Origin of the sequence: Agrococcus citreus, assembly GCF_039527715.1 — a bacterium.
GTDB classification, from domain to species: Bacteria; Actinomycetota; Actinomycetes; order Actinomycetales; family Microbacteriaceae; genus Agrococcus; species Agrococcus citreus.
Genome location: NZ_BAAAKK010000002.1, coordinates 52,647 through 74,918 on the forward strand (window position 1 = coordinate 52,647; position 22,272 = coordinate 74,918).

Here is a 22,272-nt window from a genome sequence, read left to right on the forward strand (position 1 = left end):
GCCAGGACGCTCTCGACCTCACCTCGTGTTGCGACGCACGCTTTCGATGATTGCCGTCAATGCCCGCGGGACCGGGGTTCCGTGGAACTCGACTCTGCCAGCTGTTGAGGTCTCGACCCATACGTTGACCGGCGTCGGCTCGGCCGACTCGTTCTTGGCTATGACATGAAGCCGGATGACCTGCGACCACGGGATGAGGTGAGCGTCAGGAGCGCCGTTAAAATCAAAATCCTGATCGAGACGGATGATGCCGGACCTGGTGAGCACGCGCAGATGCACTGCGATCTCGGATTCCCGGGCGGACGCACCGGTTCCGACGTGACCGTAGTCCAGCCATGCCGATCGCCCTTCGATCTCATCGTCGCCCACCAGCATCGTTACCGCGGCCAACGCAGATCGGTATGTGGCTGACGCGTCGGGGTGGGTGCCCGTCAGGGCTAGATGGAATTGCTCGTGCAGTGCATGCGGATCCAGCATTGCTACTCCTTCTGACGGTCAATGCTTGCAGGCTATGCCTTCATGACGCATCGCCACATGTCGCTCTCCCGCAGGGAACGATTGCGCAGCCGAGAGCGTCTCGAGACATTGCGACGGTTCCGCTAGCCGCGAGCCGCTTCTGTCGCGCCTGAGGGAGCCTACGAGGGCGACTCAGATACCAGCAGCGGGACGGCTTCGGCTGCGACGGCCGCTCCGTTGCCGGAAGCAGCTTCCTCGCCGAAATACAGGCCGGCGAGCGCCCCATCGGGGTAGACGACCGGCCCACCGGAGTATCCGGTCCCTGCTCCGGGCTCTGTGAAGAGGTAGCCGTATCGCGTGCCAAGCGTGGTCCGGGCGAGGATGGGGGTCGGGTGCTGTGGCCACGGGGCGTCGCCCGCGGTCGGGAATCCGAAGACGAACAATCGTTGCCCGACCCCAGGGCTTGTCATCGCCGCGGGAAGATCGAAAGCACCGTAGGCATGCTCCAGGCGTGCGAGATCAGCGCCGTAGTGGCCGGCTCCCAGCGCCATCGCGTCGAGCAGTCTGCCCGGCTCAGGGCCTGTCTCGTGGAAGTGGAACAGCGGCGTGCGACCGCTTGGATCCTCGGCGAACAGAGGCAGTTCCAGCCGCGTGCCATCGGGCAGTAAGGCGGCGAGGCTGGGTGCCCACGTCGACCAGTCGCTGGTAACGGCAAGTTCGTGCTGGCCAATATGACCTGCGGTCAAGAGATACGGCCTGCCGAGCACGCGAGCCAGGAAGCCGGTTCCACCGACCGTGGCGCCCCGGGGCTCGGCGAGGATGGGGATTGCCTTGGTACGCGCCTCGGATATGCCAGTGGCCGACAGCTCTATCACGCTCCAAAGATACGATCTGCAACTTCGACCTGTGACGGAGCCGTAGCGCTCGGCCCTACCCGTGGCGGCGGCTGGCGGGGGGCTGCCTCGTCAGCGGGGCCGGGCTCACGCTCCTGGTTGCCATCACCTCAGCGAGGGCATAGCGGTACGAGAAAGACGCCTCACCTCCGTCGCCTGACCACGACTGGCGGGGTCTACACCCCCTCACCCCCGCCCAGCTCGGTCGGCATAGTGAGCTATCTCTCCCCGTGTGGAAAAAAACGCGGGGAGAGATTGGTCACTAAGCCGACCGTGTGAGGCAGACGGCGTAGAGGGGGCGCCTCCCCATCGCGGTTCTACGCCTGTTCCCCACCATGATGGGAGCATGCCCGGTGATCCACTCTCGCCCCTTTCCTTCCTCGCGACCTCGATGCACGCGCAGAAGGGGGTTTACGCCTTGCTTCTGGGTTCAGGCGTCTCGACGGGCGCTGGTATGCCCACGGGCTGGGGAGTAGTTACCGACCTGATCCAGCGTGTCGCGGCGAGCCGTGGGGAGGGCCTCCTCGAGGACCCGGCCGCTTGGTGGAGAGAACTCGAGGGCGAGGAACCCGGATATTCGGCCGTGCTTGAGAAGCTGTCCCAGGCGCCGGGCACCCGCGCCGAACTGCTCGCTCGCTACTTCGAACCAACCGCCGAGGAGCGCGCAGACGGCATCAAAATGCCTACTGTTGCGCACAGGGCGATCGCCGAACTAGTCAGCGACGGCTATGTCCAGGTGGTTCTGACGACGAACTTTGATCGGCTCGTGGAAGACGCGATACGTGAGGCTGGGGTGCAACCCCAGGTGATTGACACGATTGAGGCGATCCAAGGCATGAGGCCCCTGACGCGCGGTGCTCCCACCGTCGTGAAGCTGCATGGGGACTATCAGCAACTCAACACCCGTAACACTGTCGAGGAACTCTCGACCTACCCCGAAGAACTGGCGAGGCTGCTGTCCCGCGTCTTCGACGAATACGGCTTGGTTGTGGCCGGCTGGTCGGCTGAATGGGACCACGCGCTCGTCGACCTGATCAAAGCCACCTCCGCGCGGCGGTATCCGATGTACTGGGACTCACGCAGCAGCAAGGGGGAGGCGGCGAAGGGGCTGATCGAGTTTCGCGACGGGCGCTCAGTACCTGCTGCGGACGCCGACGCCTTGTTCTCCGATTTGAGAGGCGCAATCCGCTCGCTGGAGGGTATGGCTCAGTCTCCGCTGACGACAGCGATGACTCTGGCGACGGCGAAGCGGTACTTGACGGACCCGACCAAACGGGTTGCTCTAGTTGACCTTTTCGATGATCTGGCGGGTAGCGCGCAGCTTCCGCCTGCCGACGTGGCCGACGTTGAAGGTCTCGATGAGTACCTGCTGGAGGTGCGCGCGGCAGCTACGCCTCTCGCGAGAACGCTGTATCACTGCGTGCGTTACGCGGACGCCTCGATAGACGCGCTCCTAGCTGGAGCGGTTCGCTCGGCGGTGGTTCCCGCCGCGCGTGGCGGACAGCCGACCCGCGATTGGGAGCTGTACCCCGCGGTCCTTGCTACTTACGCCGTTGGTCTCGCCTCACTGAAATTCGGTCGTGACGACACTCTGCTACGAGTGCTGAACACGCGCTCCGGCCGTCCGCTGAGCTACTCGGCGCAAGAAGAGGCCGCGCTCGGTGGTCTGATGCACCCGTGGGTGGCGCTGGGCGACCTGCTCGACAATCGGCTGCAGCTGCCTCGGTTCGGGGGCACGCGGTACAAGACTCCTGTCGAGAAGCTTCTGCAGGTTGATCTTCAGGCAGTGCTGAAGGACGACATCTCTGACTCGGACGTTGTCGAGCTGATGCCTCACGTCGAGTTCCGGATTCAGGTCGCGAACTCGGCGTCCCTGTCGGCCGGCGAAACGATGCGAGGCGTCCACGCTGGCGCAGCCGCCGACTTTCGGCTCTGGCATCGCTCGAATGATGACGACGCGCACGTGCCGCGTATGCGCCTCGAGCGAGCCATTGCATCGGGCGACGCCCCGGCTTGGGCGTCGCTGCTGGAAGGCTCGGAGGTGCTGGCCGAAGTGGTCGAGCAACTCCGCAAGAACCGTCGGTACTGAGGCCTCTTGAACTGCACTCGAGCGGGCTTGATCCCTTTGGAGAGAGTTCGTGCCGCGGCCTGACGAGCGGGACAGCTAGGTGGTAGACCCGCTGTCCGCGTGTGCACAAAATGCGCCTATGCCGACCGTGGCGCAGAGGCAGGGGGAGGGGAGGGCAGGGTGTTGACACCGGCTCGGAATGGCCTACTCCGAGGCCGAGTCACTAATCCTTCTCCGCGGATGTCGCGCCTCCCAGGGTAAAATCGAGATCCGGAAAGTACTGTGCTGGGCGGAAGAGGCTCGCGGAGCTCTCGAAGCGGGGTCCCTCTACGGTATGAGCCGGAAACTCCGCGTCGGAGAGATCGAGGCCAATCTGGGCCGCGCCGTGAGCCCAGCCATAGAGACTCAGGCCCAGGTTGGTGTAGCCGAACCGCAACATGTCCTCGTCATTGGGCCAGTGACTGATAAGCCCCTGCGCCTTCAAGACCTCGATCGCTTCGGTGGCTGCCCATGCCGGATGGTTGGCGTCGTCGAACAGGTTCTTGATCGCATCGAAAGGCAGGGACCACGCACTCTGTTGAAGGGCGGTTGAGGCCGTATCGATCTTGTCCACAAGGATCGCGTCGCGCATGCTCGTGTAGAACGCGTAGTGCAAGCGCACATGGCTCGCGGGCATCGCCTCGAGGATCGCGAGGAAGGCGACGCCTCGGTCGTCCCCACTTTCGCCTGTTCGGGATGAAGCGATGATGCCCGACGCGTACCGCTGCTGTACAGAATCATCGAACAGGGTGGACTCGCCAGTTGAGCGGGCCAACACCCGCTCGCTAACCGGCTTGTCGATCATCCCCTCCGGCGTCATCTCACCCGCGTCCTTGGTGATCTTCAACCATCGACTAAGGCGCGTCTCCCAGGCCGTTGCCATGGTTTGCCCCGTGACCTTAACGGTGGGATGTACGAGCTGCGAGTACGCGTAGGCGGTGGCCACGGAGAGCGCCGCGCCCGGACTGTGGACCAGTAGCTCGCCTGCTACTGCTGCGATCTGGTCTTCAGCGGCCATGCGGCGAGAGTAGCGCAGCAGGCGGACTTCCCTCGACGCCGACAGGGGAGGGTTGCATACCCTCCCCCTGCCCGTTTCGGCGCCCCGGGAGGCTAGCGCTCATACCCCCCCCGGATCCGCAACCCTTTCTGGCGCCCGATCTGAGATCCCGAGTCGCCTGGTGTGAAGCGCCTAGGTGCTGGGCGTCGTGTCTCTGGCGGCTGCTTCATCGGTCACAGCGTGTAGGAGGATCGCTTCCCTGGGTCGTTGTCCTCACGCCTCTTGCGCAGCAGTTCCTCGATCTCGTCGTTGAGGCTGGTGTCGCGGTGCCGGCTCACCAGCCTCACGATCCCTGTGGCGGCCACCACTGCAGTCACCAAGCCCGCGGCAAGCCCCGTAAAACTTGCGATGTCGGGGAGCGAGAAGTTAGCGCCATTCGCCGCAAATTGCTCGACGACTACCACCGCGATCGCCGCGAGCGCTGCCATCGCTACGGAGGTGGCTGGCAACCAGGCGAAGGAACGGCGCTCCGTCAGGCGCTCGCTGATGAGAGTCGCGTCCGGGGGGATTTCCGCTCTAATCGCCCTGTTGAGTTCGGCGCGCGTTTCAGGCTCCGCGCCGATCGCTTGAGCTGCAGCTGCAAGTTTCTCGACCTTCCTCACCCGCGCGGGAACCCGCTGGGTGGTGATCAACGCGACGATGACGGTGCCGATTGCGGCGATCAGCCCGGCGAGAATCACAGCGGTGGGGTCGTCCATGCGTCGACCATACGCGGACCCCTGATCGACGGAGGCCTCTGCGGGTGAAAGCCGCTTAGCACCGCAGAGGCAGAGAAGCCGCGTGGGAATGGGTGGCGTGAACTTCTGACGGGCGGCCGCTAGATCCACTCGCGGTTCCGCAGGTGCCCTTGTGCATATTGATCCGCGCGAAGCGCAAGCGAGTCTCGGAGCAGTTCCTCCGCGTGATCGCACGTGTCGAGCCACTTTCCCATGCTGCTGTCAAGCACCTGGATCAATCGCCGGACATCGCTCAAGAAGCTCCCTATGGGCTGTCTACGGAACTTACCACCGGGCGTGCGCTCACCGTGCTGATGAATTCCGAAGACCAGCGACTCGTGATGAGAGATGCGATTCCGACCATTGCGGACGCGACGGAGTAGACCTTCGGCATCAATGCGAGTCACACTCGGCCACTCGCGGTCGAAAACACTGTGGAGCGCTGGAGCCCACAAATCAGCGTCGTAGTCTGCCTGCCTGACGAAAGATCCATCCCGATGCTTGATCTGCCCACCCTGCTCGAATAAGCCCGCCCAGGTTCCAAAGTTGAGCTCTGCAACCATCTGACCAGGCGAGAACCGCGTGGGTAGCCTGTTCGACGCCTTCGCGATCGCGCCGCGGGTGCGGTAGTCGAGGACATGTCGAGGATCGTTGTACCACTGCGGGCCATCGACCGACGTCAGCTCGCGATGGATGCGCTCGCGCAGGAGGACCTCGGCGAAGTGCACGAGCTCAAGCAGCGCTCCTGCCAGCTCGACATCTAGGACGTAGAGTCTGCTGCCGGCCGCCTGATCACCGCCGAAGGGCCGAACGTACGCGCGGAAACGATCGCGAGCAAGCGATCCGGCTAGCGACGCTGAAGCCTGCGGCGAAAGTTGACCAAGCACGCCTGTCAAGATATCCTTGACAGCGAAGTCCCCGTCCATCCAGGGGTTCAGATACCGTCTCGCTGTACAGCGCGACGGTATCTCTCTTTCCGGAGCGCGTAGGACAGTCATGCCCGAGTCGAGTGCTTCGCTGGCCGCGCGGCCCTTCTCTGCTCAGGGGCGCCCGGTGCCGGCTTCTGCGGCACAAGTGGTCGAGACGGCGGCATGTCGCCGCCCGCGAGCGATCGCTGACTCAGGTGCTCGTACAAAGCGAGTACCCCGTCGTGTGCGTGCTCGAGCGAGCCCCAGTAGCCGATAAGTCGTCGCTGTGAGCGATCCGGCTCCGGTGAGACGGCTCGATAGTAGGGCTCGCGGTTCGGCCCCATGACAAGCAGTCGTATGACGGCCGGCGGCCTCCCGTCGAGCGGGTGCAGCACGTCCCACTCGCATGGCCTGATCGTCACGTGTTCGAACGTACATTCGAAGAGGCGCGACTCGCCAACTGACTGCTATTGAACATTCCTCAGCATATCGAGATCTTCAGCGATGGTGCGCAGCTCGCTGGCGATGCCGCTGGCGTCGGCTCCCTTGTCGAGTTCGTCGGCAATCTGCGTCAGGCGTTCGATGGGGTCGGGTGAGGCGTCGATGCGTGGAGCCTAGCTACCAGCCGCGGATGCCTTGCACTTCGCCGTCGTCGGGCTTGTCGACGTGCGGAGGTGCTTCCCTGACGTGGCCGCAGGCTCGGCAGCGCTCGTCCCACATGAGCGCACCGCACTGCTCACAGCGGTCGTCGAGCTCGTCGAAAAGGCACTTTTGCCTCATATTGGGGCCTGTTTGTACCGTATCTGGCGCTGGACCGAAAGGGGCAATTCCGACAGGCTTAAAGATCCGCATGACTACAAGTGAGGACGTCACATGAAGCCGAACGAAGATCACTCCAACTGCTGCTGCAAGAAGGCGTACAGCGTGCAGGAGGCGGCGTGGAGCGTAGGTGCCGGCGTCACCACCATCAACGAGGCGATCCGCAATCACTACCTCATCGCCACCTACATCGGCCCGAAGAACACCAAGCCCGTCATCCGCGCAGCCGACCTCGAGCGCTGGCTCGACGCGCAACCCAACGACAAGTGACGCGGCTGAGTCCGCAGAAAGTCCGCAAGAAGTCCCGCGCACGGCAGTACCGGCCAAGGGTCCGAGTGCCCAGATCCTGCTAAAACACAGGGGAGTCAGCGTCTCCCAATGCTCCGCAGGTCATTCGGCAACGTTCCGCTTCAACGTGTAGAGACCTTCTGAGTTCTGCGGACGCACACTGGGGCTCCGGCTTCAACAGCCGCGGCTCGAATGCGGTCCTCAGCAGTCGGCCACAGGTGCGAGTAGGTAGAGCGTCGTGTCGCCTTCGCATGGCAAAGCGTGCTGCACCGTCAAGAGGTCGCAGCCTAGAGCGTGCGGTACACCGTGCGGCGGTGCCCGATGGTGAGCACGAGCACCACCAGGTGGTCATCCTCGATCGTGTAGATGACGCGGTAGTCACCGACTCGGACGCGCAGATAGCCGGGGTGGCCGCTGAGCGCCTTCACGGTCGCTGGCCGCGGGTCGTCCCGGAGCAGGGCGAGGGCGGCGAGGATGCGCGCTTGCACGGGCCGGTCGAGCTTGCGCAGCGCTCTCGCAGCACCCTTCGACAGTTGGACGTCGTAGCGATCAGCCAATGTTGAAGCCGAGCTCGCGCGCGAGCGCCGACAGCGGCACCGTCTCCTCGCCCTGCGCGATCGCTCGCGCCGCTTCCTCCGCGGCCGCGGCGTCCTCTGCGTCCTCGAGCGCGGCCAGCGCGCGACGGGACAGCTCGACGTCCATGACGACGACGGTCTCGCGACCGTGCTCGGTGATCGTGATGGGTGTGCGGCGCGCAGCGTCGATCGTCTGCGCCCAGCGCTGCCTCGCAGCGGTCGAGGGGATCGAGGTCATGGCTGGATTGTACATTTTCGCGTTGTTCGTGGCAATGCTCGAAGCGCTCCCCTCGGTCAGCGCCTGCGCCGCAGGGCTGCACGGATCGCGCTGCGCGCTCAGCGCGACGAGCATCGGGCCGACCTGGATGTCGGTGACGACACCGGTCGCGGCACGATCGACGGTGCGCGCGCTCCTGCGGTCAGAGCGTGATCCGGGCGCTGCCGATCACCGTCTCGACCGTCTGGAACGCTTCGGTGGCCGCGAACGCCTCCGCAGCCTCCCAGTCCGGGAATCGCAGCCCCGCGCCGTCGGTGCCGAAGTGGGCCGAGACCACCAGGTAGCCGCCGCTGCCGGGGTAGACGCCGGAGGCGGGCGCGCAGTCGTCGCCCGTCACGCGGTCGGGTTCGTGGAGGTGCGTGCGGAGCTCGTAGAGCTTCCCGCTGAGCGCACCACTGGAGTCGTAGTCGTCGAACTCATAGATCGCCGTCGACTGCGCCAGCCCCTCGGCGGGGAGCGCCTCTGCCCGTTCCGTGTCGGAGATGACTCGGAAGGGGATCTGGGATGGGGTGCATGCGGGCACGTCGAACACGCGGTCGCGCTCGTCGAAGAAGACCGTGATGCGCTCGTAGCCTGTCTCGTCGGTGATGGCGAGGTCGCCCGGGGAGTCGGATGTGAGCCGCGGTTCCACCTGCCACCCGGCGGGGGTGGTGAGCGTCAGCCAGTCGTCGACGGCGAGCTCTTGCCACTCAGCGCTGTCCGGGCGCTCGGTCGGCGCGGCGCCTGATGGTGAGGGTGTCGCAGACGACGCGGGCTCCGTTGGTGCTGGCGGCGAGGCGGCTGCGCTCGGAGTCGCGGTCTCGGTCGACGCCGCGAGCGGGCCGGGGGCGCAGCCGGCGACCAGCAGGAGCACGGGCAGGCAGGCGATCGCGATTGCGGGGCCGCGGGTCGCGCGAGTCATGGAGTCCTTCGGCGTCGATGGGCGGTGCGTTCGTCCGGGATGAGGCGCCATGCCTTCGGCGGAGAGGACGTTCGCCGAGCGTACTTCGGCTATCGGCTATCGGCTGCTGATGCCCAGCGCCTTGCCGATCGTCCAGTCATCCTCCAGCGCCTCGAGCATGAACGACGCGAGGTCCCCGCGCGGGATGGATCCGGTGAGCTTCCCCTCGTCCGTGACCTCCAGGGCGGTCCATCGGCCGAGCGGCTCCTTGTCGGTCAGCCCGGTCGGTCGCACGATGGTCCAGTCGAGCGTCGAGCGCTGCACCACGGCCTCCTGCTGGTCGTGATCCGCCAGGGGCTTCGCCAGGAGCACCTTGGTGACGTAGCCGAAGAACCCGGGCAGCTGGGAGGCCGAACCGCCCGCGCCGAGCGACGACTGCACCAGCAGACGCCTGGTCCCTGCGGCCTCCATGGCGGCGACGACGCTGCGGGTGACGGCCGTGCGCTGCAGCGGCTTGCCCTTCGCGCCACCGACGGTGATGACCACGGCGTCGGCACCCGAGACGGCCTCCGCCGCCGTGGCCGGCTCGGCGGCATCCCCCGTGATGACGCGAGCGCCGGGGACGGAGCCACCGGAGCGGGAGACGATGGTCACCTCGTGGCCGGCCTGCTGTGCACGTGATGCCAGCGCAGCGCCGGTGCCGTGCGAGCCTCCGATGAGGGTGATCTTCACGTCGCGCGCTCCTTGATCGATGTCACCGCCACGCTATCGGGGCTCAACAAGCTGGCGCGGTGTGCGGGGACGGGTGAGCGTACGGTTGCTGCATGACGGAGCAGCAGCGCTACTCGGTGGTGTCCGTGCATGACGGCTACGAGGTGCGCGTGTACCCCGCGCACATGCTCGCTCAGGTGGAAGCCGACGGGTCGTTCTTCGAGGCGGGCAATCGGGGCTTCGGGCCACTCATCCGCTACATCACAGCGTCGAACATCTCGATGACGGCGCCGGTGATCCAAGCGCCCAGCGCGGAGCAGCAGTACACGGTGAGCTTCGTGATGCCGGCGGATGCCACGCGCGTGCCGGCTCCGGCCGACGCCTCGGTCCGCACCGTGAGCGTTCCCGAGAGGCGGGTTGCCGCGCGGAGGTTCAGCGGTGGCTCGAACGAGACGCGATACCAGCAGAACGCCGACGCGCTCGAGGCAGCGCTCGCGCGGGATGGCACGGCTGCAGCCGGACCGGTCTACTTCGCTCGCTACGACCCGCCCTGGAAGCCCGGATTCCTGAAGCGGAACGAGGCGCTCGTCAGCCTCGCGTGACGCACCGCACGCGATGGCTCGCTCTGACGCCCGGTCACGTGCCCGGCTGCTGTCGCCTCTTCGGCTTCCTCCAGGTCGCTACGACAGTCTGATCCCATGACGAATCCGACCGCCGCCATGCTCGTGATCGGCGACGAGATCCTCTCGGGCCGCACGCGCGAGGCGAACGCGTACCACCTTGCCGGTCGCCTCGGGAAGCTGGGCATCGACCTGCGCGAGATCCGCGTCGTGCCCGACGACCACGACGTCATCGTCGACGCGCTCAACGCACTCCGTGCCGCGCACACGCACGTGTTCACCTCCGGCGGCATCGGCCCGACGCACGACGACATCACTGCGGATGCCGTGGCCGACGCCTTCGGGGTCGGCATCGACGTGCGCGACGACGCCCGCGCGCTCCTGCAGGCCGCGGTGGGCCACACGAGGACGCTCACGCCGGAGCACCTCCGCATGGCGCGCATCCCGCACGGGGCCGAGCTCATCGACAACCCGCTCAGCGGTGCACCCGGGATCAGCATCGGCAACGTCCACGTCATGGCCGGCGTCCCGGCGATCTTCGTCGCCATGCTCGACGCGGTGCTGCCGAGCCTCGAGTCGGGTCGGCCGGTCCTCTCGCGCGAGCTGCGCTTCGAGGTGGGGGAGGGCCGCATCGCCGCGCCGCTGCGCGACCTCGCTGCCGAGATGCCCGACCTCAGCATCGGCTCGTATCCCTTCCATTCCGGATCGGTCTACGGCACCAACATCGTCGTCCGCGGCACCGACGCCGACCGCATCGATCAGGCGATCGAGCGGCTCGAGGCCATCCGTCGCTCGCACGGCTGAGCCGAACCCGCCCCGATTCGCGTCGTCCGCGACGCTGTGCCAACCTTCGAGCGTGAGCGGAACAGTGGACCGGGACGAGATCGTCGCGCAGATCGTGGCCAAGCTGACCGAGAAGCACCCGGACTACGACCGCGACGAGGTCGAGCGCGTGGCCCGCGCCGAGCTCGCCGAGCTCGAGAACAGCCCGGTGCAGGACTTCCTGCTCGTGCTCACCGAACGTGCGACGAAGAAGCGGCTCAAGCGCAAGCCGTAGCGCGAGCCTGAGGCGTCCATGAGCGACGCCTCCTTCCGCGACCGCGTCGCCACGCCTAGCATCCGTGGTGTGGCAGCCACTCGAGCGGATGCGTCGTCCAGCGCGGTCGTCGCGGGCGTCGCGCTCGCGATGGCAGCAGGTGCCGCCGTCGCGCTCGCCGCGGCCGACGTCATCTGGCTCGGCACCTCTGACGCCGACGGCGCGGGCGCGATGCTCCTCTACGTCATCGGGTGGACCCTGCTCGTCTGGGCAGCGCTCGTCGGGGTGGCCGTCGTCGTGCACCTCGTCCGCTCCGCCGCGGCTGGCCGACGCCTCGCACCGATCGAGATCGTGCTGCTCATCGCGACCGCAGCCGTGGTCTCGGGCGTGCTGATCGTGCATCCGCTGGTGGGGAGCGGCCAGGGCTTCGGCGGCTCGATCGGCTGAGCGCGCCGAGCGGGCCGTTGTCCGCAAGGTCACAGCGACCCCGCGAGAGACTGGCTGGATGGATGCACCAGCGCGCTCACCGCTCGACCCCGACCTCGGGCGCGTCCGCGTCCGCGGCGCCAGGGAGCACAACCTCAAGAGCGTCGACCTCGACATCCCGCGCGACGCGCTCGTCGCGTTCACCGGCATCTCGGGCTCCGGCAAGAGCTCGCTCGCGTTCGGCACGATCTACGCCGAGTCCCAGCGTCGCTACTTCGAGTCGGTCGCGCCCTATGCGCGCCGACTCATGAGCCAGGTCGGCAGCCCCGACGTCGACTCGATCGAGGGGCTGCCGCCGGCCGTCGCCCTGCCGCAGCAGCGCTCCGGCGGCTCGGCGCGCTCCACGGTCGGCAGCGCCACCACCATCGCGAACGTGCTCCGGATGCTCTACTCCCGCGTGGGCACGTACCCGGAGGGAGCGCCGATGCTCCTCGCCGAGGACTTCTCCATGAACACCGTGCAGGGTGCGTGCCCCACGTGCCACGGCCTCGGTCGCGTGCACGACGTGCCGGAAGCGCTCATGGTGCCCGACGACTCGCTCACCATCCGGGAGGGCGCGCTCGCGGCGTGGCCGACGGCGTGGCACGGCAAGCAGCTGCGCGACAGCCTCATCTCGCTCGGCTACGACATCGACATCCCGTGGCGCGACGTGCCGCGCGAGCAGCAGGAGTGGGTGCTCTTCACCGATGAGTCGCCCCAGGTGCCCGTGTTCACTGACCGCGAGCCGGCCGAGGTGCGGAAGGCCGTCGCCGAGGGCGTCGAGCCCCGCTACATGAGCACCTTCCAGGGCGTGCGCAGCTTCGTGCTCAACACCTTCGCGGGATCGAAGAGCGCGCGGATGCGCGAGCGCGCCGCGTCGTTCATGGTGAGCGTGCGCTGCCCCGAGTGCGGCGGCAGGCGCCTCAAGCCCGAGGCGCTCGCGGTCATGTTCGAGGGCCGCGACATCGTCGAGCTCGCGGCGATGCCGCTCGACGACGTCGCCGCCGTGCTCCGTGCCGTGCTCGAGCCCGACTGGACGCCGCGCGGCACGTCCGGCACCGCCGCACCCGAGCAGCTGCTCGCGGCTCGACGCCTCGTCACCGACGTGCTCGCGCGCCTGTCGCCGATCATCGACCTCGGGCTCGGCTCGCTCTCGCTCGACCGGGCCACGTCGACGCTGTCGTCGGGCGAGCTGCAGCGGATGCGGCTCGCGACCCAAGTGCTGTCGCAGCTCTTCGGCGTCGTCTTCGTGCTCGACGAGCCGTCGGCGGGACTGCATCCGGCCGACACCGAGTCGCTGCTGCGCATCCTCACGACCCTGCGCGACACCGGCAACACCGTCTACTTCGTCGAGCACTCCCTCGACGTGATCCGCCAGGCCGACTGGATCGTCGACATCGGGCCGGGGGCCGGCACCGAGGGCGGCGCCGTGCTCTACAGCGGCGAGCTCGAAGGACTGCGCGACGCGAGCGACTCGGTGACGCGCCGGTACCTCTTCGATGCGCCCGACGTCGAGCTCGAACGCGTCGCGCGCACTCGGCGACCCGGTGACGACCGCGTCGAGCTCATCGACGTGTCGCGGCACAACGTGCGCGACCTCACCGTCGCGTTCCCGCTGGGGGCGCTCACGGCGGTCACGGGCGTCTCCGGCTCGGGCAAGTCGACGCTCGTCGTCCAGGCGCTGCCCGAGCTGCTGCAGGCGAGCCTCGCCGCCGAGGTCGACGAGCACGCATCCGGCACCGACGAGCGGCCCGCAGCGCCCGAGGATCCGCTGTCGCAGGGCACCGTCTCGGTCACCATCGGCCGAGCGCGGGGCCCGAAGGAGCGACTGCGGCGCATCGTGCAGGTGAGCCAGCGGCCGATCGGGCGCACGTCGCGGTCGAACGTCGCCACCTACACGGGGCTCTTCGACCGGGTCCGAGCCCTGTTCGCGGCGACGCCGGAGGCTCGCGGTCGCCGCTACAGCGCGAGCCGCTTCTCCTTCAACGTGGCCGCCGGCCGCTGCCCGACGTGCAAGGGCGAGGGGACCATGGAGGTGGAGCTGCTGTTCCTCCCGACCGTCCACGCGCCGTGCACCACGTGCGGCGGCAGCCGCTACAACCCGGAGACGCTCGAGATCGAGCTCGACGGCAAGTCGATCGCCGACGTCCTCGCGATGAGCGTCAGCGACGCCCGAGCCTGGTTCACCGACGTCGAGGTGCATCGCCACCTCGACGCGCTCATCGACGTCGGGCTCGGCTACGTCGCGCTCGGGCAGCCGGCGCCGCAGCTCTCGGGCGGCGAGGCGCAGCGCGTGAAGCTCGCATCGGAGCTGCGACGGGGCCAGCGCGGCGACACCCTCTACCTGCTCGACGAGCCCACGTCGGGGCTGCACGCGGCCGACGCCGACCGGCTGCTCGCGCACCTGCACCACCTCGTCGACGGTGGCAGCACGGTCATCATGGTCGAGCACGACATGCGGATCGTCGCCGAGGCCGACTGGGTCGTCGACCTCGGACCGGGGTCGGGGGATGCAGGCGGCACGGTCGTCGCGGAGGGCACGCCCGAGCAGGTCGCGTCCGATGGCGCGAGCCGCACGGCGCCCTATCTCGCGGCAGCGCTGCAGCACACAGCCGCGGCGTAGCATCGCCGCATGCGGATGATCATCGGTGCCGGACTGCTGATGGTCGCTGCTGCCCTCGGTGGTTGCACGAGCGCCGTCGTCCTGACGGCGGCTCCGAACCCGATTCCCGCCTTCACGCAGGCACCAGCGGCATCGACCAGCTGCGTGGGGAACCAATCGGACATCGGCGTCCCCGAGGGCGCCGAGCAGATCCAGGAGGCGGTCTACTCCGCCGACCTCCCGGACGCTGTGTCCATCGGGGAGCGGCCGGCGTTCGACACGATGCCCGACGACGGCACTCGGATCGAAGCCTTCGTCTATGTCTGCATGCAGGAGCCGATGACCCGCGATGGGCTCATCGAGACAGCGACCAGCATCGCTGTCGCGATCGAGGCGCAGGGCGCGGCGAGCCCTCTCCACCGGCTGGTCGTCATCGCCCGCGACCACGGCGAGCTCGTCGAGCATTCGAGGGTCAGCACGGCGTTCCAGCTGCACGACTGGTCTGACGGCGCCGCAGTCGACGCGAGCCGCTGGGAGTAGGGCACCCGATGAAGTTCCTCCTGACCTCCGGCGGCATCAGCAACCCGCGCATCGCCGACGCGCTCGTCGAGATGCTCGGCAAGCCGATCGCCGAGTCGACCGCCCTCATCATCCCGACCGCGGTCCACCCGTTCCCGGGCGGCGCGAGCATGGCGTTCGAGGCCATCACAGGGGCGGCGTCGAGCCCGCTCGCCGGGCTGGGCTGGAAGTCGCTCGGCGTGCTCGAGCTGACGGCGCTGCCGACCATCCGGCCCGCGAGCTGGGCGCCGATGGTGCGCGAGGTCGACGCCCTGCTCGTCTGGGGCGGCGACGTGCTCTACCTGTGCCATTGGATGCGGGAGTCGGGTTTGGCCGAGCTCCTGCCGTCGCTCGACGCGGTCTACGTCGGCGTGAGCGCGGGCAGCATCGCGGTGACGCCCTACAACTGCGACGCCGAGTTTGACCTCGAGTTCGTGCCAGACGGCAGCGACATGGCGTCGAGCGCCGAGCCGCTCGGGCTCGTCGACTTCACGATCTACCCGCACCTCGACGATCCCGACATGCCCGACACGTCGCGCGCCAACATCGAGCGATGGGCGTCGGGCATCCCGGTCCCGACGTACGCGATCGACGACGCGACGGCCATCGCGGTCGTGGACGGCGAGGTCGAGGTCATCTCCGAGGGCCAGTGGGAGCGCTTCCCGCCCTCGAGCGCCGATCCGGCGGCGCGGTAGGGATCGGAGCAGACCGCATGGACGCGGACGTCGTCGTGGTCGGGGCTGGCCTCGCCGGGCTGCAGAGCGCTCGGCGGCTCGAGGCGAGCGGTCGCTCGGTCGTGGTCGTCGAGGCGGAGGAGGCCGTCGGCGGCCGGATCCGCACTGACGTGATCGACGGCTTCCGCTGCGATCGAGGCTTCCAGCTGCTGAACCCCGCGTACCCCGCTGTCCAGCGGTGGATCGATGTGGAGGCGCTCGAGCTGCAGCGCTTCGGGGTCGGCGCGACCGTGCGCACGGGGGATCGCGCGGTCACGCTCGCGCATCCGCTCCGGCATCCCCGGCACCTGCTCGCCACCGCGACGAGCGAGCTCACGCCCGCGGCCGACCTGCTCGCGCTCGCTCGCTGGCTCGGACCGACGCTGCTGCGAGCCAGGACCGCCTCGCGCGCGACGAGCGACGAGACGCTGCGGGCATCGCTCGACGCCGCCGGGATGACCGGCCGCCTGCGACGGGACGTGCTCGACACGTTCCTCGCGGGCGTGCTCGTCGAGAGCGCCGGTGAGAGCTCGGCGAACTACGTGCGACTGCTGCTGCGCTCGTTCGCGTTCGGCGCGCCGGGGCTCCCGAGACAGGGGATGCAGGCGCTGCCCGACCAGCTGGCGGCATCGCTCGCGGCGCCGGTGCGGCTGCGCACCGCTGCGCGCGACATCCGCGAGACGGGAGACGCCGTGCAGGTGGCGACCGACGACGGCATCATCCGCGCGAGGGCAGCCGTCGTAGCCGTCGGGCCGGATCGGGTCGGTGAGCTCTCGGCGCTCCCTACGCCTCCGACGCACGGGCTGACGACCTGGTGGTTCCGAGCGACGGGGCAGCCGCGCACGGGCCCGTTCCTGCTGCTCGACGCGTCCCGACCCGGTGGGGGACCAGCTGGTCCGATCTGGAACGCCGCCGTCATCTCCGAGGTGGCGCCGTCGTACGCCCCGAGCGGCGAGCACCTCGTGCAGGCCACCACGCTGCTCGACCGCCCCGACGGCCGTGCGAGCGAGGCCGACGTGCGCCGCGACCTCGCCCGCCTGTTCGGCACCTCGACGCGGCGGTGGGAGGTGCTCACGCACCACGTCGTGGAGCACGCCGTGCCTGCCCAGCTGCCCGGGCCCATCCGCCGCGGCCCCGTCTGGACGTCGGAGCGCGTGCTCGTCACGGGCGACCACCGCGAGACGGCATCGATCCAGGGAGCGCTCGTCGCGGGCGATCGTGCCGGTCGAGCCGCGGAGCGGCGGCTCAGCGGGCGCAGCTGATGCAGGTCGTCGCGTCCGGCCGGGCCTCGAGCCGCTCGGGTGCGATCGGGCCGCCGCACACCGCACAGATGCCGTCGTCGCCGGCGGAGAGCCGAGCCGCCGCAGCGTCGATCGCGGCGAGCGCGGCGACCTCCGTCTGCCGCAGGCCCTCGAGCCGCGACCACTCCGACGACAGCGAGACCCCGTCGGGATCGTGCTCGTCGTCGTCGTGCTGCCGCTCGCGCATGCTGCGCAGCTCGGCGAGCTCGCGCTCGACCTCCTCGAGCGCCGCGACGAGCTCCTGCCGACGGGCGGCGATCCCGTCCGCTCGGCTGCTCGTCACCGCGCGCACCCCGCGTACGGGCGCGAATCCGTCCCAGGGCGAGCAGCGATCATCCGGCCAGGCTAGCTGTACCGGGTCATGCGGGTTGAGAGCGCGCACCGGCTCGCTGCGCTCGGAGCCTCGGACGATTGCGCTTCGGCAGGGTCTCGTCGGTCGGACGGCGAGGCGTGACCCTGGTCGACGCGACGGTGCGCTTGCGCATCCGCTCCTGTCACCGTCGGAGCGCGGTCTTCGACGAACAGCGCTGAGCGCGCTCCGCTGATCGGATCGGACCAGGAAGGTCGGGTCCAGTCGCGGCCGGTCGAGGAGGATCGTCTGCGAACGGAGGGCCACATGATCGGCACGCTGAACGCCCTGGTCGACCTGGTCGAGCGCAACCTCGGCGAGCCGCTCGACGTCGCGGCATTCGCGCGATCGCACGGCACGACCGAGTACCACCTGCGGCGGATGTTCTCGTCGCTCGCGCGCATGCCGGTATCGGAGTACGCGCGCCGTCGGCGGATGACGCTCGCGGCCGCCGACCTCGCGGCCGGGGCGCCCGAGCTGCTCGAGGTCGCGGTGCGCTACGGCTACGGCTCGGTCGAGGCGTTCGGGCGCGCGTTCCGGTCGGTGCACGGCATCGGACCGAGCGACGCGCGCCGAGACGGCGGCCCGTTCAGCACACAACCACTGCTCAGGTTCCGCTTGAGCGTCGAAGGGAGCACACCGATGGATGTCAGCATCACCGACCGGCCGGAACTCGTGCTCGTGGGGCACGCGGCGCAGGTCCCGCTCATCCACGAGGGCGTCAACCCGCACATCCAGCGGCACATCGCGAGCATCGCGCCCGAGGAGCACGTCAGGCTCAAGGCGCTCAGCGACACCGAGCCGTCGGGCATCCTCGCCGTCACGGCCGACCTCGAGCCGGATGCGCCGGAAGGGTCCGAGCTCACCTACCTGCACGGCGTCGCGCTCGCGCCGGAGAGCTCGGTGCCCGACGGCCTCGACGTCATCCGCGTGGACGCGGGCACGTGGGCGGTGTTCTCGTCCCGCGGCGCGTTCCCGGATGCGCTGCAGCAGCTCTGGGCGGCGACGGCGACGGAGTGGTTCCCCTCCAACCCGTGGCGGCTGCGGCCAGGCCCCACGATCCTGCGCTACCTCGAGCTGACCGAGAGCTTCGCGCACTGCGAGCTGTGGATGCCCGTCGAACGGGCGTGAGCGGCGCCGCTCGCCGCACCTGACCGGCCGGGCGCCGGGCGCGACCCCGGAGGCTGAGAGACTTGCGGGATGACCGCAACACTCGTCGCTCGGGGCCTCGCCGGCGGGTACGGCCACCGCACGCTCTTCGACTCGCTCGACCTGACCGTCGCGCCCGGCGACGTCGTCGGAGTCGTCGGCGCGAACGGCGCCGGCAAGTCGACGCTCCTGAAGCTGTTCGCGGGCGTCGACGAGCCGCAGGCCGGCACGGTGGCGCTCGCGCCCGCCGACGCGTTCGTCGGCTGGCTGCCGCAGGAGCACGAGCGGGTGCCGGGCGAGTCGGTCGCCGAGCACATCGCGCGGCGCACCGGATGCGCGGAGGCGACCCGGGACATGGACGCGGCGGCCGAGGCGCTCGGCGACCCCTCGCTCACCGCCCCCGGCGTCGACCCCGCTGACGCATACTCGGCTGCCCTGGAGCGCTGGCTCGCGAGCGGCGCCGCCGACCTCGAGGAGCGCATCCCGGTCGTGCTCGCCGAGCTCGGCCTCGAGCTGCACGGCGCCTCGATCGAGGAGGCGATGATGACGTCGCTCTCGGGCGGGCAGGCGGCTCGCGTCGGGCTCGCGGCGCTGCTGCTGTCGCGCTTCGACATCGTGCTGCTCGACGAGCCGACGAACGACCTCGACCTCGACGGGCTCGAGCGGCTCGAGTCGTTCGTGCAGGGGCTCCGCGGCGGGGTCGTGCTCGTCAGCCACGACCGCGAGTTCCTCGCCCGCTGCGTGAACCGAGTGCTCGAGCTCGACCTCGCGCAGCACTCGAACCGCATCTACGGCGGTGGCTACGACGCGTACCTCGAGGAGCGGGCCACGGTCCGCCGCCATGCGCGCGAGCAGTACGACGAGTTCGCCGACAAGAAGGCCGATCTCGTCGCTCGGGCGCGGACGCAGCGCGAGTGGTCGAGCCAGGGCGTGCGCAACGCGATGAAGAAGTCGCCCGACAACGACAAGATCCGTCGCAAGGCATCGACCGAGTCGAGCGAGAAGCAGGCGCAGAAGGTGCGCCAGATGGAGAGCCGCATCGCGCGCCTCGACGAGGTGGAGGAGCCGCGCAAGGAGTGGCAGCTCGAGTTCACGATCGGCTCGGCGCCGCGCTCGAGCTCGGTCGTGTCGACGCTGAGCGGAGCGGTCATCCGCCAGGGGGCGTTCACGCTCGGCCCGGTGTCGCTGCAGGTGAACGCGGGGGAGCGGATCGGCATCACGGGGCCGAACGGTGCCGGGAAGTCGACCCTCCTGCGCGCGCTGCTCGGGCAGCAGGCGCCCGGCGAGGGCTCGGCGAGCCTCGGCGCGAGCGTGCAGGTGGGCGAGATCGATCAGGCGCGCTCGCTGCTCGCCGGCTCGCAGCCGCTCGCCGCGGCGTTCGAGTCGCTCGTGCCCGAGCTCGCATCGGGCGAGGTGCGCACCCTGCTGGCGAAGTTCGGCCTCCGCGCAGACCACGTGGGCCGCCCGGTCGACGAGCTCTCTCCGGGAGAGCGCACGCGCGCGGCGCTCGCGCTCCTGCAGGCACGCGGCGTCAACCTGCTCGTGCTCGACGAGCCGACGAACCATCTCGACCTCGCGGCCATCGAGCAGCTCGAGCAGGCGCTCGAGTCGTACGACGGCACGCTGCTGCTCGTGACGCACGACCGACGGATGCTCGCGACGGTCGAGACCGACCGGCGCTGGCACGTCGAGGCGGGCCAGGTCACCGAGCACTGACACCGGGCCCGCGTCGGACCGCTCCTGCGATCCGGCCGCCGCACGGTGAAGCCCCGGAGACCGTTGCACGCGGTCGCCGGGGCGCACGCCCTGTCCGCACCTGTGAGCACATCGACTGAGCTGTCTCCAGGTCTAGCGCATCGGCCGCCTCCGCGGGCCTCGTCGGAGGGCGCGTCGACCGGGTCTGAGCGAGTCCTGCGGCGCCCTTGGGCGGCGGCTCAGCACCTGGGCAGGCTCTGCGCGAAGCGTAGGGAGCACGGCCGCGGATCGCGGCGGATGACCGCGGGCCCCGGTCTACCGTCGAGTCGATGGACGAATCGATCAGCGTTGCCGAGCTCGCCGACGAATTCGGGCACACCGACGCCGGGCGAGCCATCCGCGCATTCCTCCGCAGCCCCGACGACGGCTACGGGCCGTTCGCCGGCCATCTGTTCCGCAGCCTGTGGAGGCTGAGCCCCGAGCAGGCCGAGCGCGTGCGGCAGCGCTTCAGCTGAGCCGTCCGAGCGGGCCCGCAGGCCCCGCGCGCCCCGCGTGGCAGCGCAGCACTTGAGGCAAAGCGCGCGCAGCCCTGGGCGTCCGTGCGCTGCGGCGTCGCTAGCCTGCGGCCATGGACGTCGAGCCGCCCCCGCCGATCGCCTACACCGACGCGCAGATCCGCGCGATCGTGGCGAACCTCAACGACTCGGTCGCGGGCGTCGAGACCCTGCGCGGCTGGGTCGCGCGGTCATGCCTCGACCCCGCGGCGCTCGAGGAGACGCCGGATCGCGCCTACCTCCACCTCGCCGGCGTCGACGGGCACGGCCGCCCCGTCGTGCTCGTGCTCGAGCAGCACCGGTGGTCGCGCGCGAACGGCGCGCGCCACTTCCGCTTCGGTCGCGCCGCGCAGCGCACGCCCCACGCGTAGCTCTGCTGCTGCAGCTTGAGGTACAGCAGCGTGTCGGTGTCGCGCACGCCTTCGATCGAGCGGATGTGTCGCGACACGAGCTCGAGCAGGTGCGCGTCGCTCTCGCACACAAGCCGCGGGTCCGGCCGAGCATGCGCGGATTGTGCCGCGAGCGGACGTCCCTGGTCCGGCCGCGCCGTCGAACGTAGGATGAGAGCGCATTCCGTTCAATATCGAAGGAGATTCTCATGCGCGCATGGCATTTCGTCGGCACCCACAAGGACTTCGAGCGAGTCGACATCGCCGAGCCCACCGCAGGTCCCGGCAAGGTCGTCGTCGATGTGAAGGCTGCGGGCCTGTGCCACTCCGACGTCGGCATCCTCGAGGACGAGAAGTGGCTCGAGAACATGAAGGAGCTCCCCGTCGTCCCCGGCCACGAGACGGCCGGCGTCATCAGCGAGGTCGGCGAGGGCGTCACCGAGTGGAAGGTCGGCGATCGCGTCGCCGTCTGGCCGATGGCCGAGTTCATGGGCTACATGGTGGACGGGGCGTGGGAGGACCGCGCTGAGGTCTCGACCGAGGCCCTCGTCGCCATCCCTGACGAGGTCACCTACGCGCAGGCCGCCGCCGCGACCGACGCCGGCATGACCTCTGTCGGTGCGCTCTCGACGGCTGGCGTCGAGGCGGGCATGAAGGTCGGCATCATCGGCTTCGGCGGTCTCGGACAGATCGGCGCGCGCGTGGCGAAGCTCCGCGGCGCGGACGTGTACGTCGCCGAGATCAACGAGTCTGTGTGGGCCCGGGCTCGCGAGGCGGGCGCGACGGAGGTCGCTGCGTCGATCACGGAGTTCGCCGACGCTGAGCTCGACGTCATCATCGACTACGCGGGCTTCGGCGTGACGACGGCGGATGCGCTCAAGGCTGTGAAGGCCGGCGGCCGCGTCGTGCAGGTGGGCATGGGCAAGCTCGAGGCGACGATCGACACGTACTCGCTCATCCTGGGCAAGAAGCAGCTGCACGGCTCGGTGGGCGGCAGCAAGGAGGACATCGTCGAGACGATGCGCCACCTGGCCTCGGGCGACCTGCAGCCCGCGATCACCGAGATCGACTTCGAGGAGATCGCATCCGGTGTCCAGCAGCTCGCCGACGGCACCGTCGTCGGTCGCCTGGTCGCGAAGGTCGCCGACTGACCT

General features: G+C 69.1%; 25 protein-coding genes. 15 read left to right on the forward strand and 10 right to left on the reverse strand.

Annotation, left to right across the window (positions count from 1 at the left end):
• Nucleotides 1-18: 18 nt before the first annotated feature.
• Nucleotides 19-477, reverse strand: coding sequence for a hypothetical protein (locus tag ABD106_RS05030; RefSeq protein WP_343918010.1), 459 nt, complete (start codon nt 475-477; stop codon nt 19-21).
• A 158-nt stretch (nt 478-635) separates the two neighbouring features.
• Complete coding sequence (locus ABD106_RS05035) at nt 636-1,331, reverse strand: trypsin-like peptidase domain-containing protein (RefSeq protein ID WP_343918012.1); 696 nt, start codon at nt 1,329-1,331, stop codon at nt 636-638.
• Between the two features lie 364 nt (nt 1,332-1,695).
• On the opposite strand from ABD106_RS05035, the gene ABD106_RS05040 reads away from it, so the two are divergent.
• Nucleotides 1,696-3,438 carry an SIR2 family protein gene (locus tag ABD106_RS05040; protein WP_343918014.1) on the forward strand — a complete coding sequence of 581 codons (1,743 nt, stop codon included), beginning with the start codon at nt 1,696-1,698 and terminating at the stop codon, nt 3,436-3,438.
• 202 nt (nt 3,439-3,640) lie between these two features.
• Here ABD106_RS05040 and ABD106_RS05045 read toward each other — a convergent pair whose 3' ends face one another.
• The 3 genes from ABD106_RS05045 to ABD106_RS05055 all read right to left on the reverse strand — a co-directional run bounded on the left by ABD106_RS05045 (nt 3,641) and on the right by ABD106_RS05055 (nt 6,155).
• Nucleotides 3,641-4,474 (reverse strand): hypothetical protein, encoded by an 834-nt coding sequence (locus ABD106_RS05045; RefSeq protein ID WP_343918016.1) that lies wholly within the window; start codon nt 4,472-4,474, stop codon nt 3,641-3,643.
• Nucleotides 4,475-4,686: 212 nt separating this feature from the next.
• Nucleotides 4,687-5,211: a hypothetical protein gene (locus ABD106_RS05050; RefSeq protein ID WP_343918018.1), complete on the reverse strand. Its 525-nt coding sequence runs from the start codon at nt 5,209-5,211 to the stop codon at nt 4,687-4,689.
• Between the two features lie 119 nt (nt 5,212-5,330).
• Complete coding sequence (locus tag ABD106_RS05055) at nt 5,331-6,155, reverse strand: hypothetical protein (RefSeq protein WP_343918020.1); 825 nt, start codon at nt 6,153-6,155, stop codon at nt 5,331-5,333.
• Between the two features lie 855 nt (nt 6,156-7,010).
• Here ABD106_RS05055 and ABD106_RS05060 point away from each other — a divergent pair.
• Nucleotides 7,011-7,226 (forward strand): hypothetical protein, encoded by a 216-nt coding sequence (locus ABD106_RS05060; RefSeq protein WP_343918022.1) that lies wholly within the window; start codon nt 7,011-7,013, stop codon nt 7,224-7,226.
• Nucleotides 7,227-7,531: 305 nt separating this feature from the next.
• On the opposite strand, the gene ABD106_RS05065 is transcribed toward ABD106_RS05060, so the two are convergent.
• The 4 genes from ABD106_RS05065 to ABD106_RS05080 all read right to left on the reverse strand — a co-directional run bounded on the left by ABD106_RS05065 (nt 7,532) and on the right by ABD106_RS05080 (nt 9,708).
• Nucleotides 7,532-7,801, reverse strand: coding sequence for a type II toxin-antitoxin system RelE family toxin (locus ABD106_RS05065; RefSeq protein ID WP_343918024.1), 270 nt, complete (start codon nt 7,799-7,801; stop codon nt 7,532-7,534).
• Nucleotides 7,794-8,057, reverse strand: a complete 264-nt coding sequence (locus ABD106_RS05070; protein WP_343918026.1) for a type II toxin-antitoxin system prevent-host-death family antitoxin — start codon at nt 8,055-8,057, stop codon at nt 7,794-7,796. Before ABD106_RS05070 ends, ABD106_RS05065 begins: the two co-directional genes overlap by 8 nt.
• 181 nt (nt 8,058-8,238) lie before the next feature.
• Nucleotides 8,239-8,997 (reverse strand): hypothetical protein, encoded by a 759-nt coding sequence (locus ABD106_RS05075; protein WP_343918028.1) that lies wholly within the window; start codon nt 8,995-8,997, stop codon nt 8,239-8,241.
• 96 nt (nt 8,998-9,093) lie between these two features.
• Complete coding sequence (locus ABD106_RS05080; protein WP_343918030.1) at nt 9,094-9,708, reverse strand: NAD(P)-dependent oxidoreductase; 615 nt, start codon at nt 9,706-9,708, stop codon at nt 9,094-9,096.
• 92 nt (nt 9,709-9,800) lie between these two features.
• On the opposite strand from ABD106_RS05080, the gene ABD106_RS05085 reads away from it, so the two are divergent.
• The 8 genes from ABD106_RS05085 to ABD106_RS05120 all read left to right on the forward strand — a co-directional run bounded on the left by ABD106_RS05085 (nt 9,801) and on the right by ABD106_RS05120 (nt 16,943).
• Nucleotides 9,801-10,289, forward strand: a complete 489-nt coding sequence (locus ABD106_RS05085) for an SOUL family heme-binding protein (RefSeq protein ID WP_343918032.1) — start codon at nt 9,801-9,803, stop codon at nt 10,287-10,289.
• Nucleotides 10,290-10,385: 96 nt separating this feature from the next.
• Nucleotides 10,386-11,111 (forward strand): competence/damage-inducible protein A, encoded by a 726-nt coding sequence (locus ABD106_RS05090; protein ID WP_343918034.1) that lies wholly within the window; start codon nt 10,386-10,388, stop codon nt 11,109-11,111.
• A 52-nt stretch (nt 11,112-11,163) separates the two neighbouring features.
• Nucleotides 11,164-11,364 (forward strand): three-helix bundle dimerization domain-containing protein, encoded by a 201-nt coding sequence (locus tag ABD106_RS05095; RefSeq protein WP_343918036.1) that lies wholly within the window; start codon nt 11,164-11,166, stop codon nt 11,362-11,364.
• A 69-nt stretch (nt 11,365-11,433) separates the two neighbouring features.
• Complete coding sequence (locus ABD106_RS05100; protein WP_343918038.1) at nt 11,434-11,790, forward strand: hypothetical protein; 357 nt, start codon at nt 11,434-11,436, stop codon at nt 11,788-11,790.
• A gap of 58 nt (nt 11,791-11,848) precedes the next feature.
• Nucleotides 11,849-14,431, forward strand: coding sequence for an excinuclease ABC subunit UvrA (locus tag ABD106_RS05105; RefSeq protein WP_343918040.1), 2,583 nt, complete (start codon nt 11,849-11,851; stop codon nt 14,429-14,431).
• A 9-nt stretch (nt 14,432-14,440) separates the two neighbouring features.
• Entirely contained in the window at nt 14,441-14,950 is a 510-nt protein-coding gene (locus ABD106_RS05110; RefSeq protein WP_343918042.1) for a hypothetical protein, read from the forward strand.
• An 8-nt stretch (nt 14,951-14,958) separates the two neighbouring features.
• The gene (locus ABD106_RS05115) at nt 14,959-15,663 is read left to right on the forward strand and encodes a Type 1 glutamine amidotransferase-like domain-containing protein (protein WP_343918044.1); all 705 of its coding nucleotides are present in this window, start codon (nt 14,959-14,961) and stop codon (nt 15,661-15,663) included.
• A gap of 17 nt (nt 15,664-15,680) precedes the next feature.
• Entirely contained in the window at nt 15,681-16,943 is a 1,263-nt protein-coding gene (locus tag ABD106_RS05120) for a flavin monoamine oxidase family protein (RefSeq protein ID WP_343918046.1), read from the forward strand.
• On the opposite strand, the gene ABD106_RS05125 is transcribed toward ABD106_RS05120, so the two are convergent.
• Nucleotides 16,927-17,265: a TraR/DksA family transcriptional regulator gene (locus ABD106_RS05125; RefSeq protein WP_343918048.1), complete on the reverse strand. Its 339-nt coding sequence runs from the start codon at nt 17,263-17,265 to the stop codon at nt 16,927-16,929. The genes ABD106_RS05120 and ABD106_RS05125 overlap by 17 nt on opposite strands.
• Nucleotides 17,266-17,598: 333 nt before the next feature.
• On the opposite strand from ABD106_RS05125, the gene ABD106_RS05130 reads away from it, so the two are divergent.
• The 5 genes from ABD106_RS05130 (at nt 17,599) to ABD106_RS05150 (ending at nt 22,269) form a co-directional block, all read left to right on the forward strand.
• Nucleotides 17,599-18,462 (forward strand): GyrI-like domain-containing protein, encoded by an 864-nt coding sequence (locus ABD106_RS05130; protein WP_343918050.1) that lies wholly within the window; start codon nt 17,599-17,601, stop codon nt 18,460-18,462.
• Between the two features lie 69 nt (nt 18,463-18,531).
• Nucleotides 18,532-20,196 carry an ABC-F family ATP-binding cassette domain-containing protein gene (locus tag ABD106_RS05135; RefSeq protein WP_343918052.1) on the forward strand — a complete coding sequence of 555 codons (1,665 nt, stop codon included), beginning with the start codon at nt 18,532-18,534 and terminating at the stop codon, nt 20,194-20,196.
• 308 nt (nt 20,197-20,504) lie between these two features.
• On the forward strand, nt 20,505-20,690 hold the full coding sequence (locus ABD106_RS05140; protein ID WP_343918054.1) for a hypothetical protein: 186 nt from the start codon (nt 20,505-20,507) through the stop codon (nt 20,688-20,690).
• Nucleotides 20,691-20,803: 113 nt separating this feature from the next.
• On the forward strand, nt 20,804-21,100 hold the full coding sequence (locus ABD106_RS05145; protein WP_343918056.1) for a hypothetical protein: 297 nt from the start codon (nt 20,804-20,806) through the stop codon (nt 21,098-21,100).
• Between the two features lie 227 nt (nt 21,101-21,327).
• Complete coding sequence (locus ABD106_RS05150) at nt 21,328-22,269, forward strand: zinc-binding dehydrogenase (RefSeq protein ID WP_343918058.1); 942 nt, start codon at nt 21,328-21,330, stop codon at nt 22,267-22,269.
• Nucleotides 22,270-22,272: the final 3 nt, after the last annotated feature.

Coding starts and splice junctions, on each gene's coding strand:
- ABD106_RS05030 (WP_343918010.1), bottom strand. CDS start 477: ATGCTGGATCCGCATGCACTGCACGAGCAATTCCATCTAGCCCTGACG.
- ABD106_RS05040 (WP_343918014.1), top strand. CDS start 1,696: ATGCCCGGTGATCCACTCTCGCCCCTTTCCTTCCTCGCGACCTCGATG.
- ABD106_RS05045 (WP_343918016.1), bottom strand. CDS start 4,474: ATGGCCGCTGAAGACCAGATCGCAGCAGTAGCAGGCGAGCTACTGGTC.
- ABD106_RS05050 (WP_343918018.1), bottom strand. CDS start 5,211: ATGGACGACCCCACCGCTGTGATTCTCGCCGGGCTGATCGCCGCAATC.
- ABD106_RS05055 (WP_343918020.1), bottom strand. CDS start 6,155: ATGGACGGGGACTTCGCTGTCAAGGATATCTTGACAGGCGTGCTTGGT.
- ABD106_RS05060 (WP_343918022.1), top strand. CDS start 7,011: ATGAAGCCGAACGAAGATCACTCCAACTGCTGCTGCAAGAAGGCGTAC.
- ABD106_RS05070 (WP_343918026.1), bottom strand. CDS start 8,057: ATGACCTCGATCCCCTCGACCGCTGCGAGGCAGCGCTGGGCGCAGACG.
- ABD106_RS05075 (WP_343918028.1), bottom strand. CDS start 8,997: ATGACTCGCGCGACCCGCGGCCCCGCAATCGCGATCGCCTGCCTGCCC.
- ABD106_RS05085 (WP_343918032.1), top strand. CDS start 9,801: ATGACGGAGCAGCAGCGCTACTCGGTGGTGTCCGTGCATGACGGCTAC.
- ABD106_RS05090 (WP_343918034.1), top strand. CDS start 10,386: ATGACGAATCCGACCGCCGCCATGCTCGTGATCGGCGACGAGATCCTC.
- ABD106_RS05105 (WP_343918040.1), top strand. CDS start 11,849: ATGGATGCACCAGCGCGCTCACCGCTCGACCCCGACCTCGGGCGCGTC.
- ABD106_RS05110 (WP_343918042.1), top strand. CDS start 14,441: ATGCGGATGATCATCGGTGCCGGACTGCTGATGGTCGCTGCTGCCCTC.
- ABD106_RS05115 (WP_343918044.1), top strand. CDS start 14,959: ATGAAGTTCCTCCTGACCTCCGGCGGCATCAGCAACCCGCGCATCGCC.
- ABD106_RS05120 (WP_343918046.1), top strand. CDS start 15,681: ATGGACGCGGACGTCGTCGTGGTCGGGGCTGGCCTCGCCGGGCTGCAG.
- ABD106_RS05130 (WP_343918050.1), top strand. CDS start 17,599: ATGATCGGCACGCTGAACGCCCTGGTCGACCTGGTCGAGCGCAACCTC.
- ABD106_RS05135 (WP_343918052.1), top strand. CDS start 18,532: ATGACCGCAACACTCGTCGCTCGGGGCCTCGCCGGCGGGTACGGCCAC.
- ABD106_RS05140 (WP_343918054.1), top strand. CDS start 20,505: ATGGACGAATCGATCAGCGTTGCCGAGCTCGCCGACGAATTCGGGCAC.
- ABD106_RS05145 (WP_343918056.1), top strand. CDS start 20,804: ATGGACGTCGAGCCGCCCCCGCCGATCGCCTACACCGACGCGCAGATC.
- ABD106_RS05150 (WP_343918058.1), top strand. CDS start 21,328: ATGCGCGCATGGCATTTCGTCGGCACCCACAAGGACTTCGAGCGAGTC.